Raw genomic sequence first — 15,187 nt, 5'->3', positions numbered from 1 at the left:
GTGGCCGCTTCGTCTGCCGGCGGTGCGGCGACTAGCCTTGTGGCGTGGTTCCTCTGGCCATCTTTGGCATCAACGGGAGCGAGTTCGTCATCCTCGCGGTGCTCGCCGTCATCTTCTTCGGGCCCGAGCGCATCCCCGAGTTCAGCCGCAAGGCGGCTCGCGTGGTGTTCTATGTGCGAAATATCGCCAATGACGCCACCTCCCAGCTGAAGGAGGAGCTCGGGCCCGAGTACAAGGACCTCACGGTGGAGGACCTCAACCCGAAGACCTTCGTGAAGAAGCACCTGCTCGACGACATCCAGGACCAGATCAGCGAGGTCAAGGATGACCTCAACGTGGTGAAGACCGAACTCAACATGGCCGGCGAGGACGTGGCCGCCGCGTCGGCCGGCGTCGGTGCGGCGATCCACGCAGACAGCCCTGCGCCGGTTGACCCGGATGTCGCCTCGATGAGGGCCCGCTATGGGCTGTGCTTCGATCTTGAGGCCACCTGAGGCATCCCGGGGGCTTCCTCGCAGGGCGTGACGATCTTGAACTGGTCGTCAGGCCGGTGGGCGTGAACCCGGTGATCATGAACACGGTGATCATGAACACAGTGGAGGGGCCGGCGTCATGACGCCGGCCCCTCCACTGTGTTGCTGTGTTGGTGTCGTTGCTGTGTTGGTGTTGCGGAAGTTACTTCACGGCCATCTTGAGCGGCTTGCCGGCCAGCCCCTTGGGCTTGGACGCAAGCATCGCCGCCAGGGTGGTGATCGCCTTCGCGCTCGGGTTCTCCGGGGCGGCCAGCACCACCGGATCACCGCTCTCGCCGCCGGAGCTGATCACCGGATCGATCGGGATCTGGCCGAGCAGGGGCACCGAATGGCCGACACGCTCGGTCAGTGCCGCAGCCGTCTGGGCGCCGCCGCCGGCACCGAACAGCTCGATGTGGTCGTGGTTGCCGCACTTGGGGCAGGTGTAATCGAGGTAGCTCATGTTCTCCACCACGCCGATCACCTGCTGGTGCATCATGTTGGCCATCGTGCCGGCGCGCTCGGACACCTCGGCCACATTGGCCTGCGGGGTGGTGACGACGATCACGTCGGAGCCGGGCAGCTTCTGGCCGATCGACATGGCGACATCACCAGTGCCGGGGGGCAGGTCGATGAGGAACCAGTCGAGGTCGCCCCAGTAGACGTCCGCCAGCAGCTGGGTCAGGGCCCGGTCCAGGATCGGCCCGCGCCAGGCGATCACCTGATCGCGGGATTCCTTGAGCATGCCCATGCTGATCGAGCTGATGCCCAGGGCGGGTACCGGCATGATCATGTCGTCGACGACCGTGGGATGCGCATCGGGGATGCCCAGCATGTCGGGCACCGAGTGTCCGTAGATGTCGGCGTCCAGCAGGCCGACCTTCAGCCCGCGCTGCGCCAGCGCCAGCGCCAGGTTGACGGTGACGGAGCTCTTGCCCACGCCACCCTTGCCGGACGCAACGGCCAGCACGCGGGTCAGGTTGCCCGGCTGGGCGAAGGTGATCTCGTGCTCGGGCTCGCCGCCACGCAGCGTATTGCGCATGGCCTCGCGTTGCTGGGCGTTCATGGTGCCCAACTCGATGTTCACGTCCTTGACGCCCTCAACCTTGTCGAGGGCGTTCTGCACATCGCCGCGGATGGTGGTCTGCAGGGGACAGCCGGCCACGGTCAGCAGGATCTTGACGTCCACATTGCCCTGATCGTCGACGCTGACCCCATCGACCATGCCCAGGTCAGTGATCGGCCGGCGGATCTCAGGATCCTGGACTGTTGTGAGTGCCTCGTTGATCTGGGGCAACAGGGGGTTTTCAGCATCGCTCATAGAGTCGTGTCTACGTCACCGGATGCATGGATTTCAAATCTCCGGGCGACTATCCTGCGCGCGCAGGCGTGCGATGCACGTTCGCCGAGCCCCCGGGCAGATCCCACGACCTTGGTTCCGGGCCCGCCGAGGGGTCCGGACGCTCAGGAACCGTCGGGGGAGGCGTCGGTGTGGGAGCTCTCCTGGGAGGCCGCATCGTCGGCCTCGTCATCGGAATCCTCCAGCTCGGCGATCAGCTCACGGATCTGGTCGCGCAGCTCGGAGCGCACGAAATCACGCGTGGCCATCTCGCCGACGCTGGCGCGCAGCGAGGCGATCTCGCGGGCCAGGAAGTCCATGTCGGCGCGCGACTGGGCGGCGACCCGGCGATCGTCCTCCAGGCTCAACTTGTCACGTGCCTCCTGACGGTTCTGCGCCAGCAGGATCAGGGGGGCCGAGTAGGAGGCCTGGGTGGAGAAGGCCAGGTTGAGCAGGATGAATGGATAGGCGTCCCAGTGGTGCCAGCTGCCCAGCACATTCAACGAGATCCAGCTGATCACGAAGATGGTCATCCACAGCAGGAACGCGGGGCTGCCCATGAAGCGGGCGACCCATTCGGCGAACTGTCCGAAGCTGTCGCCGGTGAAGGGGTTCTTCAGGTGGCGCTTGAACCGGGTGCGGTCGCCCGGCGTGTTGAGTCGGTCATCTGCCCAGCTGTTGTCGCTCATTCGTCCGCCTCCCGGCTCTGGTCATCGGGGTGGATGCCGTCCATCTGAACGCCGCGCCAGTCGTCGGGCAGCATGTGGTCCAGCACATCGTCCACGGTCACGGCGCCGACGAGCTGGCCGCGTGCGTTGACCACCGGTGCAATGACGAGGTTGTAGGTGGCGAAGTAGCGGCTCACCTGGTAGAGGCCCGCGTCGGGGGCCAGTGGTTGCAGGTCGGCATCGATCACCGAAGCGGTCATCACCGAAGGCGGTTCGCGCAGCAGTCGCTGGCTGTGCACCGCGCCGATATAGCGCCCGGAGGGCGTGTCGGTGGGTGGGCGGGTGATGAACACCATGGAGGCTGTTGCCGGGGTCACGTCCTCGCGGCTCACGGCCGCCAGGGCGTCGGCGATGGTGGCGTCGGGGGCGAGCACCACCGGTTCGGGGGTCATCATGCCGCCGGCGGTGAGGTCCTCGTACTGCATCAGATTGCGCACGTCGGCAGCGTCCTTGGGCTCCATGCGCTCCAGCAGGTCCTCGGCGAAGTCGGTGGGCAGGTCGTTGATCAGGTCGGCCGCGTCGTCGGGGTCCATCTCCTCGAGCACGTCGGCGGCGCGCTCCACCTCCAGGCGGCTCAGCAGGGACACCTGCTCCGACTCGGGGAGCTCCTGGAAGGCGTCGGCAAGCTGTTCGTCATCGAGTGCCTCGGCCACCTCGACGCGCCGCCCGGGATCCATGTCATGCAGCTCACGGGCCACGTCGGCAGGGGGCATGTCCGACAGCTGCGCCACCTTCTGGTCGGTGGCCTGGTCGGCGCGTGCCACGGTGCTGGCGATATCGGTCCACGGCGCGGTGAACACGCTGCCCTTGCGGCTCGCGAAGCTGAAGGGACGCTTGGGGAGCCGCTCGCGCAGGGCCACCTCCACGAGTTCCCACTGCCGGGTGCGCACCTGGCGCATGGCCACATCGAAGATGGTCGCCGACTTGCCCTCGGTGGTGATCACCGACCGATCGAACAGGTCGTCGAACACCAGGGTCTCGTTGTCACGCTGCACGAAACGGCGCGCATCGATCACGCCGGCCAGCGCAATCTGGTTGGCGTCCACCGAATGGACCCTCTCCATCGGAACGTAGATGCGCCGGGCCGCCAGCAGGTCGACGACCATGCCCTTGACCCGGGGTAATCGGCCCGGCGATCGGAACTGGCAGACGAAGTCGCGCACCTTGCCCACCTGGTCGCCCGATGCGTCCAGCACGGGCAGACCCTGGAGCCTTGAGAGGAAGATCGATGTCATTTGAGGGCTCACGCACAAAGGCTACCTGTCAGGAGCGCGCGCGAGGACACGCGTCGTGTCACGGATGGACACGCGGCGTTGCCCGTTCCGGGGGGTGCCCCTCGCGTCCGCGGCGCCGGCGGCGGACACACACCTCGGGGCACAGGTGACGCGCGGGCGCGGGGGCATTAGCGTGAGGGCATGACCTTTCGTCCGCGTCGTTCCGTGCTGTACATGCCGGCATCCAATCAGCGAGCCCTCGAGAAGGCCAGGACCATCGACTGTGATGCCATCATCTTCGACCTCGAGGACGCCGTGGCCCCCGATGCCAAGCCCCAGGCCCGCCAGGCCGCCTGCGACGCCGTCGCCAGTGGCGACTACGGCTACCGCGAGCTCGTGGTGCGCGTCAACGGCGTGGGCACCGCCTGGCATGACGACGACCTGGCCGCCGTGTGCGCGGCCCGGCCGGCAGCCATCGCCGTGCCCAAGGTGAGTTCGCCCGAGCAGGTGCGCCAGCTGGTGGACACCTTCGAGGGGCTGGGTGCCGACCCGCAGATGAACCTGTGGGCGATGATCGAGACGCCCCGCGCGATCGTGGACGCCGATGCCATCTGTGCGGCCTCCGAGCGACTCAATGTGGTGGTGCTCGGCACCAATGACCTGCTCAACGAGCTGCGCGCCCAGTCGGTGCCCAGTCGCCGGCCGCTGCAATATGCCCTGTCGGCCGCGATCTGCGCCGCACGCGCCAACGACAAGGTGGTGCTCGACGGGGTGTTCAACGATGTGCGCGATATCGGCGGCTTCGAGCAGGAATGCGTCGACGGACGCGTCCTGGGCTTCGATGGCAAGACACTCATCCACCCCGGTCAGGTCGGCATCGCGAATCGCGTGTGGGCACCCAGTGCCGACGACGTGGCACGGGCCCGCGAGTTGATCGACACCTTCGACCAGGCGTTGGCCGAGGGCCGGGGAGTGGTGACATTCCACGGGAAGATGATCGAGAACCTGCATGTCGAGACGGCACGACGCGTGCTGGCGATGCATGAGGCGATCCGCGCGCGCTGAACGCCCGGGAATGCTCAGGGGGCACAGGGCAGACGCACAGAAAGTTCATTCCCGCTCCATAGCGGGACCTGTGGAATCGGGAAATCCGGTGGCTAGGCTGGAGTGAGTTCCGCCGAGGTGCGGCGGGCCCGCAAGGAGCAACCAATGTCTTTCCTCAGCCCTCAGGGCGCAGCGGCACAGGGCGGCCCGGCCGGTCGGTTCACCCTGCAGCGTCCCGTGTCCATCGCCATCTACAACTCCTACCAGGACGCCCAGCACGCGGTCGACTACCTCGCCGATCAGCGATTCCCCGTGCAGAACCTCTCGATCGTCGGCACCGACCTGAAGAGTTTCGAGCGGATCACCGGAGGACTCACCTGGGGCAAGGTGCTGACGTCCTCGGCGATGACCGGCGTGGTGTGGGGCATCATGGCCTCGCTGTTCCTGTGGCTGTTCATCCCCAACGTCAACCCCTTCCTGATGCTCGTCAGCTCGCTGGTCATCTTCGTGGCGGCCAATATGATCACCTCGGCCATCGGCTACCGGATGACTGGCGGACGCCGCGATTTCACCTCGACCACGCAGATCATTGCCACGCACTATGAGGTGCTGGGCGAGGCCGAGGTGGCCGGTCAGGCACGCGCCATGCTGTCCGGTGGCCAGAACCGCGGAGCATCGGGTGGCCAGCACTACGGCGCCGCGGGGCAGCAGCCCTATGGGGCAAGCCAGCAGGCCGGGCAGCCGGGTTCCGCCGGCTCCCAGCAGGCACCCGCCACCACCGGGTCCGGGTCGTTCCCGCCGCCGGCATGGCCCGCGCCCAACAGTCAGTCGGGCACCACGTCCACCCAGTCCGGCACGTCGCAGGGCTATCCCTCGCAGCAGCCGCCCGCAGCGGCCGGCCAGTCGCCGGCACGCGGTGTCGTCGAGCAGCCGACCAACGGTGGCTCCACCCCGGGAGAGGGGACCCCGGGAGCGCAGGGCTCGGATCAACCGCCCGCCTCCAGCGCGGGCACCTTTGACCCGACCGGTGGTCGTGACTGACCACTGACGCCGTGCCGTGGTGCTGCCGCAGCACTTGCTTTCCGCCTCATCTGTGAGATTGCCCGGACCCCCGCGGGGGTCCGGGCAATCTCACGTTCATGGTCGGCAGGGCGGGTCCGCGCGCCCCTACTTGCGGACGACCGAGGCCATCCAGTCCTCCACGGCCCGGCTCTCGCGGGGCAGGTGCGACGACAGGATGTCGCAGCCGTTCGGGGTGATGACGATGTCGTCCTCGATGCGCACGCCGATGCCGCGCAACTCCGGGGGCACCTTCAGGTCGGTCGACTTGAAGTAGATGCCGGGCTCCACGGTGATCACCATGCCGGCCCGCAATGTGCCCTTGCGGTAGTTCTCGACGCGCGCCTGGGCGCAGTCATGCACGTCCAGGCCCAGGTGGTGGCTGGTGCCATGCACCATCCAGCGGCGCCACTGGCCACCCTCGGGTGACAGCGCCTCGTCGGGGCTGACCGGCAGGATGCCCCAGTCGGCAAAGGTCTGCGCCAGCACGCGCACGGCCGCATTGTGCACGTCGGCGAACTTGGCGCCGGCCCGGGCAGCATCCATGCCGGCCTGCTGCGACGCCCGCACCGCGTCATAGACCTGACGCTGCGGGGTGGTGAAGGTGCCGCCCACCGGCATGGTGCGGGTGATGTCGGCGGTGTAGAGCGAGTCGATCTCGATGCCGGCGTCCATCAGCACGAGGTCGCCCTCGCGCAGTGGGCCGTCGTTCTTGATCCAGTGCAGCGTGTTGGCGTGATCGCCGGCGGCGGCAATCGTGTCGTAGCCGACGGCGTTGCCCTCGTGGCGGGCGTGCAGGCCGAAGATGCCCTCGATCCACCGCTCGCCGTGACCGTATTCGACGGCCTTGTTGAAGTTCGCCACCACGTCCTCGAACGCCAGGGCACTCACCCGGCAGGCCTCGCGCAGCTGGTCGAGCTCCCAATCGTCCTTGACCAGGCGCAGTTCGCTCAGTGCGGTGGCCAGCTCGTCATCGCGGTCGAGCTGGATCGCGCCACGGGTGTCATCCACCGTCTCGGTGACGGCGGGGTCGGCCTCACGCACCACCCGCAGTGGCGCATGCCCGGCGGACAGGGCGTCGCCGAGGCCGCGGATGTCCACCGTCGGGATCCCGCACCGTGCGGACATCTCCGCCAGGGAATCGCGCTGGCCCACCCACATCTCGCCATAGCGTGCCGAGGCATAGAACTCGGGATCGGTGCGCGGGGCGCGGGGATGGAAGTACAGCCTCGCCTCGCCGTCGGGCTCGATCAACAGCACCGCGTCCGGCTCGCGGTCAGTGCCCAGGCCGGTGAGGTGGGTGAAGGCCGAATGGGGGCGGAAGGGGTAGTCGCAGTCGTTGTTGCGCTGCTTGTAGCTGCCGGCCGGCACCACCAGGCGCTCGCCGGGGAACTGCTGGGCGATGTCGGCACGGTGCCTGCTGGAGCTCGCCACCGAGTCCAGTGGCAACGGAAGCTGGTCGCTGTAGGGCGCCCAGTCCTCGCAGATGAATTGCTTGAACGCACTCGAGAAGGGCGTGCGTCCCTCGGGGATCTTCGGTTGCTTGTCGCTCATCATCACCATCGCTGTTGCTGTTGCCGTTGCCTGCCGGCCGCGCGCCATCCGCGCACCGGTCAGGAGGACGTACCTGCGCCGGGGCCGGACCCGTCCACCTGCCCCGATCCTATGGCGTGGCTGGTTGTGCGTGCCGGGCCGTGCATGGTCGCCCGGCTAGGGTGGATGAATCAGAAAGGATTCACCTATGCGAGCTGACCCTTCCGCCCAGCGCCGACTGCTTGATCTGGCACATATCGATACCGAATTGGTGCAGCTGCGTCATGCCGGTGAGCATCTGCCCGAGAACCAGCAGCTGTCGGCCCTGCAGACCAAGAGGCTGGCCCTCTCGGAACGCATCACCGAGGCGGAGACACGTCGTGGCGACGCCCAGGCCGAGGTGGACCGGGTGGAGAAGGACCTGAATCCCGCCAAGGAACGCCTCGAGCGCAATGAGAAGCGCGTGCATTCCGGTGAGATCAACAGCGAGCGCGCGCTGAAGGGCATCACCGACGAGATCGAACACCTCAAGGGACGCGTCTCCGACCTCGAGGACATCGAGCTCGAGGCCATGGACCGGGTGGACGCCGCCGCCCGCGAGCATGGCGAGTTCACCGCCCAGCGCACCGAGATCGAGAACCAGATGCGCGCCCTGCTCACCCAGCGGGATGACGCGAAGGCCGGCCTGCAGACCAAGCGCGACCAGCTGCAGCGCGAACGTGGCGAGATCACCGATGTGTTACCCGAAGACCTGGTGAAGCTCTACGACCACGTGGCCGAGCACACCGGCAACACCGGTGCCGCCGAGCTGCGCGCCAAGCGCTGTGGTGGCTGCGGCCTGGAGATCGATTCGGCCGAGCTGCACCGCATCGCCGCCGAGGGGGTCGATGTGGTGCTGCGCTGCGATGAGTGCGGACGCATCCTGGTCCGTACCTCCCAGTCGGGGGTCTGAGCCCCGCCGGGGCGGGCAGGGCCGTCTGCCGGTATGTCCGTGAGCTGACACGTCGAATGGCACGTGAGCTGGTAGGTGGGGGCCACCGGCGACGGTAGAGTGGTCGGCTGGACGAGCCGGCCAGATGATCGCGGCGCTTCGGCGTCGAGGAAAGTCCGGACTCCACAGGGCAGGGTGGTGGACAACATCCACCCGGGGTGACCCGCGGGACAGTGCCACAGAAAACAAACCGCCCGAGCAATCGGGTAAGGGTGAAACGGCGGTGTAAGAGACCACCGCGACGCAGGTGACTGCGTCGGCAGGGCAAACCCCACCCGGAGCAAGACCAAGAAGGACGAGGATTCCTCGCCCGCGCAGGCGTTTGAGGGCGGCCCGCCCGATGCCTGCGGGTAGGTTGCACGCCCGGCGTGGAAGCGCCGGGGGAAGGCCGTTGGCAACAGCGGTCGCAGATGGATGATCATCGGCTCCTGGAGCCACAGAATCCGGCTTACCGGCCGGCTCGTTCCCTCCCCGCCCAGCATGCTGCACTGCGTGCATTTTCGCTGGCGGGGAAACTGTGCGTCCCCTATGGTTCACCCATGCGTCGATTCTTCAGCGCTGCCATCGCAATCCTGCTGGCAGCCACCCTCACACCAGCCCTCAACGCGCCCATGGCGAGTGCTGCGGACCAGGCGTCCGCGACCTCCTTTGTCGACGTGCCCGCCACCAACCAGTTCTTCACCGAGATCACCTGGTTGGCCGACCGCGGGGTGACCACCGGTTACCCGGACGGCAGCTTCCAGCCGCTGCGTCCGGTGGCCCGCGATGCGATGGCCGCCTTCCTCTACCGCTATGCGGGAAGCCCCGAGGTCGCCGACCAGGCCGCCTCGCCGTTCGTCGACATCTCGTCGTCCACCCAGTTCTACAAGGAGATGTCCTGGCTGGCCCAGAAGGGGATCTCCACCGGCTGGGAGACCGGCAACGGCTGCCGCGTCTTCAAGCCCATGGAGCCCGTAAAGCGTGACGCGATGGACGCGTTCATGTACCGCCTCACCGAGGGTGGCGGCACGCCGATCACCGGCGGCGGTTGCAATGCCAACCCGAACCCGAATCCCAACCCCGGTGAGGGGACCGTGCAGACCGGAGTCCACTTCGGCTCGTTCTGCGCACCCGAGGGGGCGACCGGCACCACCGTGCAGGGCATCACCGCGACCTGCAAGAAGTACCCCGGCGAGCCCCGCGCTCGCTGGCGTCGCTGATCCGGTCACTGACTGACCGGGCCCCGGGTCACTCCGGGAGAGTGCCCACCGACAACGACAAGGCGGCTGGTCCACGATCGTGGACCAGCCGCCTTGTGCGTTCCGGAACCGGTCTCCCGGACCGGGGTCAGGCTCGGCTCAGTGGATGTCCGACAGGTCGATCAGGGTGGGGTCCCCGCCCAGGATCGGCTGGCCGCTGCTCGGCAGGGTCAGGATCTCGGTGCCGTCGTTGGTGACCACCAGGGTCTGTTCGAACTGGGCGCTGCGCGATCCGTCACGGGTGACGACGGTCCAGCCGTCGTCCCACTGCTCGGTCTCGGGGCTGCCCACCGTGAGCATCGGCTCGATGGTGAAGGTCATGCCCGGCTGCATCGGGGTGTTCAGGCGCGGCTCGTCGTAGTGCAGGATGATCAGGCCCGAGTGGAATGCGGTGTGTACGCCGTGGCCGGTGTACTCGCGCACCACCCCGAAGTCGAAGCGCTTGGCGTAGGACTCGATGACGCGTCCGATCACCGAGATCGGGCGGCCGGGCTTGCAGGCCTTGATGCCGCGGTACATCGACTCGCGCGTCACCTCGGTGAGCTTCTTCGACTCCTCGTCGACCTCACCCACGTAGTAGGTGGCGCAATTGTCGCCATGCACGCCGTCGATGTAGCTGGTGACGTCGAGCTTGACGATGTCGCCCTCCTCGAGGGGGCGCAGGTCGGGGATGCCGTGGCAGATCACCTCGTTGACCGAGGTGCACAGGCTCTTGGGGAAACCGCGGTAGTCCAGGGTTGCCGGCCAGGCATGGTGGTCGAGCATGAACTCGTGGGCCACCTTGTCGAGGTGGTCGGTGGTGACGCCCGGCGCGATCTCCTTGGCGGTCACCAGGATGGCGTCAGCGGCGATGCGTCCGGCAATCCGCATCTTCTCGACGATTTCGGAGCTCTGGACGTCTGACCCGGTGTACGTCTCGGGGCCCATGACCCCCACATAGGGAGGGCGCTCGATATCGGCGGGGACGGTCAATTCTTCAGTCTGTGGATACGGCTTGATTGCGGTCACATTCCCATTCTACGAGCGTCACACCAGCGGCCCCACCGAGGCGGCGACAGCATGGCTGACGTCGCGATCAGGCCGTGGTCAGCCGGTCACCCGCAGGGTCTTCATGGCGGCGTCGACCTTGCCGTTGCGTCCCGCGTCGCCGAGGTTCGAGCTGCCGAGGAACAGACCAAGGTGGTCCCGGTTGCCCACATCCACCACGACGATGTCCACCCGGTCGCCACGCACCTGGGGGATATCGCGCATGGTCACATAGACCTCGGTCTGGATGTGCCAGGCGGGGTGCCCGTCCACCGTGGTCTGTTCGTCCACCAGGTCCTTGCGCCCGGTGAACCCGTCGTAGTAGTCGGTGCTGGCATAGCACTCGAGGGTCGAATGGGCCGAGGCCCGCACGTCGGTGAATCCGTCCTGCACGTTGAGCGCGCCCACCCCGATATTGGAGAACCAGGTATGGGTGACGCCGAAGCCATGGCTGGTGTACACCGTGTCGGCCACGGTGTGCAGGTCGCTGACCCAGCGCAGTGACATGGTGGCCGGCTGCCAACCACTGATGGCGTCCACCTGGATCCCGCCGCCGCTCAGTACCTTGTTGCTGGCCTGACGCGTGACGCCGGTCGCCGAGGTCGTGGGGCAGGGGGCGTGCGAGGCGTTGTCCGAGGGGCTGGGCGTGGGGGTGGAGGTCTCGTCCCACTGGGACCCGGTGGGTGAGGCGCTGTTGGTGTCCTCGGGTGCGTTGCCGCCGCTCCACGGGGCGCCGCCGCGGGTGAGTACCACGGCGATGATCACGCCGAGCGCCACGAGCACGGCGAGCACCGCCACGATCCAGCCGCGTCGGTGCGTGCCCGACCGCGTCGGGGAGTCCACCTGCGGGGCCGGTGTGGCGGCGGGGTCGTTGGTGGTGGCCCCGGTCCAGGCCTGACCGTCCCAATAGCGGTACAGGCCGGGGGTGCCGGCCGGATCGGGATACCAACCGGGCGTGGGGCCTGACGTGGACCCGCCACCGGGCCACGATCCGGAACTCGACATGTGTGACTCCTCAGGACGCCATCGGCAAACGTCGGCGGCAGCCTATCGTCCGCCCCATGGACGGGGCTGGCGTCGCCACCGGCCTCAGCCGGTCACCTTCAGCGTCCGGATGGCCTCGTCGACCTTGCCGTTGCGGGTGGCGTCGCCCAGGTTCGAACTGCCGATGAACAGTCCGAGCTGGTCCTGGCGGCCCAGGTCGACCACATAGATGTCCACTCGGTCACCGCGCGCCTGGGGCACATTCGGATTGGTCACATAAACCTCGGACTGGATGCGCCACGCCGGGTGGCCGTCCACCGTGGTCTGCTGGTCGACCAAGTCCTTGCGCCCGCTGAAACCCTCGTAATATCCCGAGCTCGCATAGCACTCCAGCGTCGCGTGGGCCGAGGCCCTCACCTCGGTGAAGCCGTCCTTCGCGTTGAGCGTGCCCACCGCGATGTCCGACATCCAGCCCGGATACACCGTGTCGGCCACCGAGTGGATGTCGGAGACCCAGTCGAGGTAGAAGGTGGAGTCATATCCCCACCCCGAGATGCGGTCCACCTGGAGGTTGCCGCTCCTCAGCGTGCTGTTGCTCTGGGCGGTGTTCGTGCGCACCGTCGTCCGCGGGCACTGGACGCTCGAGGCGTTGTCCGAGGGGCTGGGCGTGGGGGTGGAGGTCTCGTCCCACTGGGACCCGGTGGGCGAGGCACTGTTGGGGTCCTCCCTGGCGTTTCCACCGCTCCACGGGGCCGTGCCGCCGCGGGTGAGCACCACGGCGATGATCACGCCGAGCGCCACGAGCACGGCGACCAGCGCGATCAGCCAGCCGCGACGCCGTCGGGGGGTCGGGGCGGGGCCCTGGGGTCCGGGAGCGGGTGTGGCGGCGGGGTCGTTGGTGGTGGCCCCGGTCCAGGCCTGACCGTCCCAATAGCGGTACAGGCCGGGGGTACCTGCCGGATCGGGATACCAACCGGGCGTGGGCATCGGTGTCACCTCACATCCAGTCCGCGCAGCGTCATCGCGCGGATCCGGGTGGCGGGGCCGTGCGATCTCGGCGGCAGCCTATCGTCCGACCATGTGTCGAGTGCCCAGCACATTCACAGGCGGCCACCCCACAGGGGTGACGGTGCCGATCACCTCAGCCGGTGGTCCGCGCCCCCCGTCGCCACGGGCACTGGCACACTGGACGCATGGATCGTCAAACCGAGTTCGTATTGCGGGCCGTCGAAGAGCGCAATGTGAAGTTCATCCGCCTGTGGTTCACCGATGTGCAGGGATTCCTGAAGTCCGTGGCGATGGCGCCGGCCGAGCTCGAGGGGGCCTTCGCCGAGGGCACCGGGTTCGACGGTTCGGCGATCGAGGGCTATGCGCGGGTGTTCGAGTCGGACATGATCGCCCGTCCCGATCCCACCACCTTCCAACTGCTGCCGTGGCGCACCGAGGCGAGCACGGCCCGCATGTTCTGCGACATCGCCCTGCCCGATGGCTCGCCGGCGATGGCCGATCCGCGCCATGTGCTCAAGAGCGCCCTCAATAAGGCCGCCGACATGGGGTTCACCTTCTACTGTCACCCCGAGATCGAGTTCTTCCTGTTCAAGAAGCCGATCATTCCCGGCCAGATGCCCGAGCCGCTCGACATGGCCGGCTACTTCGACCACACCACCATGGACGACGGCACCGACTTCCGCCGTGACACGGTGATGATGCTGGAGCAGATGGGCATCTCGGTGGAGTTCAGCCACCACGAGACGGCACACGGCCAGCATGAGATCGACCTGCGCTATGCCGACGCCCTGTCGATGGCCGACAACATCATGACCTTCCGCGTGGTGGTCCGTGAGATCGCCGCCCAGCAGAACATCCTCGCGTCGTTCATGCCCAAGCCGTTCACCGACATGGCCGGATCGGGCATGCACACGCACATGAGCCTGTTCGAGGGCGACCGCAATGCCTTCTATGACGCCACCGACGAGGTGCGACTGTCGAAGATCGGTCGTCAATTCGTGGCCGGCCTCCTGGCGCACTCCGCCGAGATCACCGCGGTGACCAACCAGTGGGTGAACTCCTACAAACGGCTGGTGGGCGGCGGCGAGGCCCCCGCCTACGTCTGCTGGGGCCGCAACAACCGCTCGGCGCTCATCCGGGTGCCGCTGTTCAAGCCCAACAAGCCGTCGGCGGCACGCATCGAATACCGCGCCATCGACTCGGCGTGCAATCCCTATCTGGCCTACGCCCTCATGCTCAACGCCGGCCTGGACGGCATCACCCGCGAACTGCCCCTGCCCGACGAGGCCGAGGACGACGTGTGGGCGCTGTCGGAGCGGGAACGCCGGGCACTGGGCATCACAGCCCTGCCGCGCTCACTCGATGAGGCGATCGACGCGATGGAATCCTCCGAACTGGTGGCCGAGACGCTGGGAGAGCACGTCTTCGACTACTTCCTGCGCAACAAGCGGGCCGAGTTCGAGGAATATCGCGCCCAGGTGACGCCCTTCGAGCTGCGCACGCACCTGCCCCACATGTAGGACCCCGTCGCCGGGCGTGCAACCGTGGTCGTGCGCCCGGACGGACCGGCCGGGGTCAGTGCTTGATCACCGGAAGCATCCGGGAAACCTGGTCGGCATGCACTCCCGAGACGCGCAGCCGGTGCTCGTCGCGGGCCTGCTGCCAGCTCAGTGAGCCGGTGCACAGGGCCCAGAAGGTGTCCGGATCGGTTTCCACCACGTTGGGGGGCGTCCCGCGATGATGCGTCGGCCCCTCGCCGAAGGCCCCCAGCTGTACCGCCGTGACCGGCGGCACCCGCAGTTCAATGGTGTGGCCCGGATAGCGCTCCTCGAGCGTCACCGCCAGCGCCCGCAACGCCTGCTGCGTGCTTGCCGGATCGAGCCGCGCGCCGAAATGCTGGGCGAGCTTGCCCAACGAGACGGTCAGCCCCGCGATCAGGTCGGACAGGCGCACCGGCCCCACGAAGCTGGTCACCGCCGGCGGCAGCGGATCGGTGGTGAGTGCCTGCTGGGCCGCCGCGATGGCCGAGGCGGCGCGTTCCCTGAGCTGGCGCTCATTGCAACCATGGGCCACCTGACAGATGGTGGCACTGCGCTGGGACTTGCACTCGCCCCAGGCGAGCAGCAACTGCGAGATCGATTGCGGGGCGGTCCTGGTGGGCACCGCCAGCGCCGAGGTGATGGCCTCGGCGATCGCGATGAGGTGGGCCAGTGACTGGCGTCCCGCGGTGGCCGCCGGCTCCAGAAGTGTCGGCAATTGCGCCGCCAGTACTGCGGCGGCACGCTTGGTTTGGCGAAGCTGGCGATCAGCCATGTGTTGCTCCTGGCAGTGAAGTATTCAAGGGGCCCGACGCGACGATGGCCCTTGCGACCACCCCGTCTTGTGCGGGTCTTCAGCGATTGACCTCATGGCGCACTTTGGCGTCAATGTGTCCGCGAATTGCACGCCTTCGTGGCGGGTGTGCAACGGCATGGCACAACATTCCACGATACTCCGCAGCAGGAAACTTCG

At 67.5% G+C, this 15,187-nt stretch carries 13 protein-coding genes, 1 other RNA gene and 1 pseudogene; 7 read left to right on the top strand and 8 right to left on the bottom strand.

The features are described from left to right. Nucleotides 1-44 precede the first annotated feature (44 nt). Nucleotides 45-494 (top strand): sec-independent translocase, encoded by a 450-nt coding sequence (locus tag RM25_RS07560; protein WP_013161480.1) that lies wholly within the window; start codon nt 45-47, stop codon nt 492-494. A gap of 181 nt (nt 495-675) precedes the next feature. Here RM25_RS07560 and RM25_RS07555 read toward each other — a convergent pair whose 3' ends face one another. From RM25_RS07555 to RM25_RS07545, 3 genes are all read right to left on the bottom strand, one after another. Beyond that, nucleotides 676-1,833 (bottom strand): Mrp/NBP35 family ATP-binding protein, encoded by a 1,158-nt coding sequence (locus tag RM25_RS07555; RefSeq protein ID WP_013161479.1) that lies wholly within the window; start codon nt 1,831-1,833, stop codon nt 676-678. Nucleotides 1,834-1,976: 143 nt separating this feature from the next. After that, nucleotides 1,977-2,540, bottom strand: a complete 564-nt coding sequence (locus RM25_RS07550; protein WP_013161478.1) for a DUF1003 domain-containing protein — start codon at nt 2,538-2,540, stop codon at nt 1,977-1,979. Continuing rightward, nucleotides 2,537-3,814, bottom strand: coding sequence for a magnesium transporter MgtE N-terminal domain-containing protein (locus tag RM25_RS07545; RefSeq protein WP_112317720.1), 1,278 nt, complete (start codon nt 3,812-3,814; stop codon nt 2,537-2,539). The genes RM25_RS07550 and RM25_RS07545 overlap by 4 nt, the downstream gene beginning before the upstream one ends. A 180-nt stretch (nt 3,815-3,994) precedes the next feature. Between RM25_RS07545 and RM25_RS07540 the strand changes: the two genes are divergently transcribed. Together RM25_RS07540 and RM25_RS13535 are read left to right on the top strand one after the other, a co-directional pair. Continuing rightward, nucleotides 3,995-4,858, top strand: coding sequence for an HpcH/HpaI aldolase/citrate lyase family protein (locus RM25_RS07540; RefSeq protein ID WP_044636258.1), 864 nt, complete (start codon nt 3,995-3,997; stop codon nt 4,856-4,858). A gap of 240 nt (nt 4,859-5,098) precedes the next feature. Further along, nucleotides 5,099-5,491 (top strand): annotated as a pseudogene (locus tag RM25_RS13535) (YflT domain-containing protein); the annotation flags it as partial. A gap of 513 nt (nt 5,492-6,004) precedes the next feature. Here RM25_RS13535 and RM25_RS07530 read toward each other — a convergent pair. Continuing rightward, complete coding sequence (locus RM25_RS07530; protein ID WP_044636790.1) at nt 6,005-7,450, bottom strand: aminopeptidase P family protein; 1,446 nt, start codon at nt 7,448-7,450, stop codon at nt 6,005-6,007. Nucleotides 7,451-7,637: 187 nt separating this feature from the next. Between RM25_RS07530 and RM25_RS07525 the strand changes: the two genes are divergently transcribed. The 3 genes from RM25_RS07525 to RM25_RS11930 all read left to right on the top strand — a co-directional run bounded on the left by RM25_RS07525 (nt 7,638) and on the right by RM25_RS11930 (nt 9,619). Then, nucleotides 7,638-8,381 carry a zinc ribbon domain-containing protein gene (locus RM25_RS07525; RefSeq protein ID WP_044636257.1) on the top strand — a complete coding sequence of 248 codons (744 nt, stop codon included), beginning with the start codon at nt 7,638-7,640 and terminating at the stop codon, nt 8,379-8,381. A gap of 112 nt (nt 8,382-8,493) precedes the next feature. After that, nucleotides 8,494-8,887, top strand: an RNA gene (gene rnpB, locus RM25_RS12145) — RNase P RNA component class A. A gap of 72 nt (nt 8,888-8,959) precedes the next feature. Further along, nucleotides 8,960-9,619, top strand: a complete 660-nt coding sequence (locus tag RM25_RS11930) for an S-layer homology domain-containing protein (protein ID WP_052809149.1) — start codon at nt 8,960-8,962, stop codon at nt 9,617-9,619. 138 nt (nt 9,620-9,757) lie between these two features. On the opposite strand, the gene map is transcribed toward RM25_RS11930, so the two are convergent. The 3 genes from map to RM25_RS11920 form a co-directional block, all read right to left on the bottom strand. Beyond that, complete coding sequence (map, locus tag RM25_RS07515) at nt 9,758-10,666, bottom strand: type I methionyl aminopeptidase (RefSeq protein WP_013161471.1); 909 nt, start codon at nt 10,664-10,666, stop codon at nt 9,758-9,760. 78 nt (nt 10,667-10,744) lie between these two features. Then, on the bottom strand, nt 10,745-11,689 hold the full coding sequence (locus RM25_RS11925; RefSeq protein ID WP_052809148.1) for a DUF2510 domain-containing protein: 945 nt from the start codon (nt 11,687-11,689) through the stop codon (nt 10,745-10,747). Between the two features lie 84 nt (nt 11,690-11,773). Beyond that, entirely contained in the window at nt 11,774-12,655 is an 882-nt protein-coding gene (locus RM25_RS11920) for a DUF2510 domain-containing protein (protein ID WP_013161469.1), read from the bottom strand. Nucleotides 12,656-12,861: 206 nt separating this feature from the next. Between RM25_RS11920 and RM25_RS07500 the strand changes: the two genes are divergently transcribed. Next, complete coding sequence (locus RM25_RS07500) at nt 12,862-14,196, top strand: glutamine synthetase family protein (RefSeq protein ID WP_013161468.1); 1,335 nt, start codon at nt 12,862-12,864, stop codon at nt 14,194-14,196. Nucleotides 14,197-14,251: 55 nt separating this feature from the next. Here the strand turns inward: RM25_RS07500 and RM25_RS11915 are convergent, their stop codons facing one another. Continuing rightward, nucleotides 14,252-14,989: a sterol carrier family protein gene (locus RM25_RS11915; protein WP_013161467.1), complete on the bottom strand. Its 738-nt coding sequence runs from the start codon at nt 14,987-14,989 to the stop codon at nt 14,252-14,254. Between the last annotated feature and the right edge of the window lie 198 nt (nt 14,990-15,187).

Source organism: Propionibacterium freudenreichii subsp. freudenreichii (assembly GCF_000940845.1).
Lineage (GTDB): Bacteria > Actinomycetota > Actinomycetes > Propionibacteriales > Propionibacteriaceae > Propionibacterium > Propionibacterium freudenreichii.
Note: the sequence above shows the minus strand (reverse complement) of the source record. Positions and strands in the feature narration are given on the sequence as shown.

Excerpts from the sequence above, each read along its gene's own strand:
- RM25_RS07555 (WP_013161479.1), bottom strand. The coding sequence starts at position 1,833 with ATGAGCGATGCTGAAAACCCCCTGTTGCCCCAGATCAACGAGGCACTC.
- RM25_RS07550 (WP_013161478.1), bottom strand. The coding sequence starts at position 2,540 with ATGAGCGACAACAGCTGGGCAGATGACCGACTCAACACGCCGGGCGAC.
- RM25_RS07545 (WP_112317720.1), bottom strand. The coding sequence starts at position 3,814 with ATGACATCGATCTTCCTCTCAAGGCTCCAGGGTCTGCCCGTGCTGGAC.
- RM25_RS07540 (WP_044636258.1), top strand. The coding sequence starts at position 3,995 with ATGACCTTTCGTCCGCGTCGTTCCGTGCTGTACATGCCGGCATCCAAT.
- RM25_RS07530 (WP_044636790.1), bottom strand. The coding sequence starts at position 7,450 with ATGAGCGACAAGCAACCGAAGATCCCCGAGGGACGCACGCCCTTCTCG.
- RM25_RS07525 (WP_044636257.1), top strand. The coding sequence starts at position 7,638 with ATGCGAGCTGACCCTTCCGCCCAGCGCCGACTGCTTGATCTGGCACAT.
- RM25_RS11930 (WP_052809149.1), top strand. The coding sequence starts at position 8,960 with ATGCGTCGATTCTTCAGCGCTGCCATCGCAATCCTGCTGGCAGCCACC.
- RM25_RS11925 (WP_052809148.1), bottom strand. The coding sequence starts at position 11,689 with ATGTCGAGTTCCGGATCGTGGCCCGGTGGCGGGTCCACGTCAGGCCCC.
- RM25_RS11920 (WP_013161469.1), bottom strand. The coding sequence starts at position 12,655 with ATGCCCACGCCCGGTTGGTATCCCGATCCGGCAGGTACCCCCGGCCTG.
- RM25_RS07500 (WP_013161468.1), top strand. The coding sequence starts at position 12,862 with ATGGATCGTCAAACCGAGTTCGTATTGCGGGCCGTCGAAGAGCGCAAT.
- RM25_RS11915 (WP_013161467.1), bottom strand. The coding sequence starts at position 14,989 with ATGGCTGATCGCCAGCTTCGCCAAACCAAGCGTGCCGCCGCAGTACTG.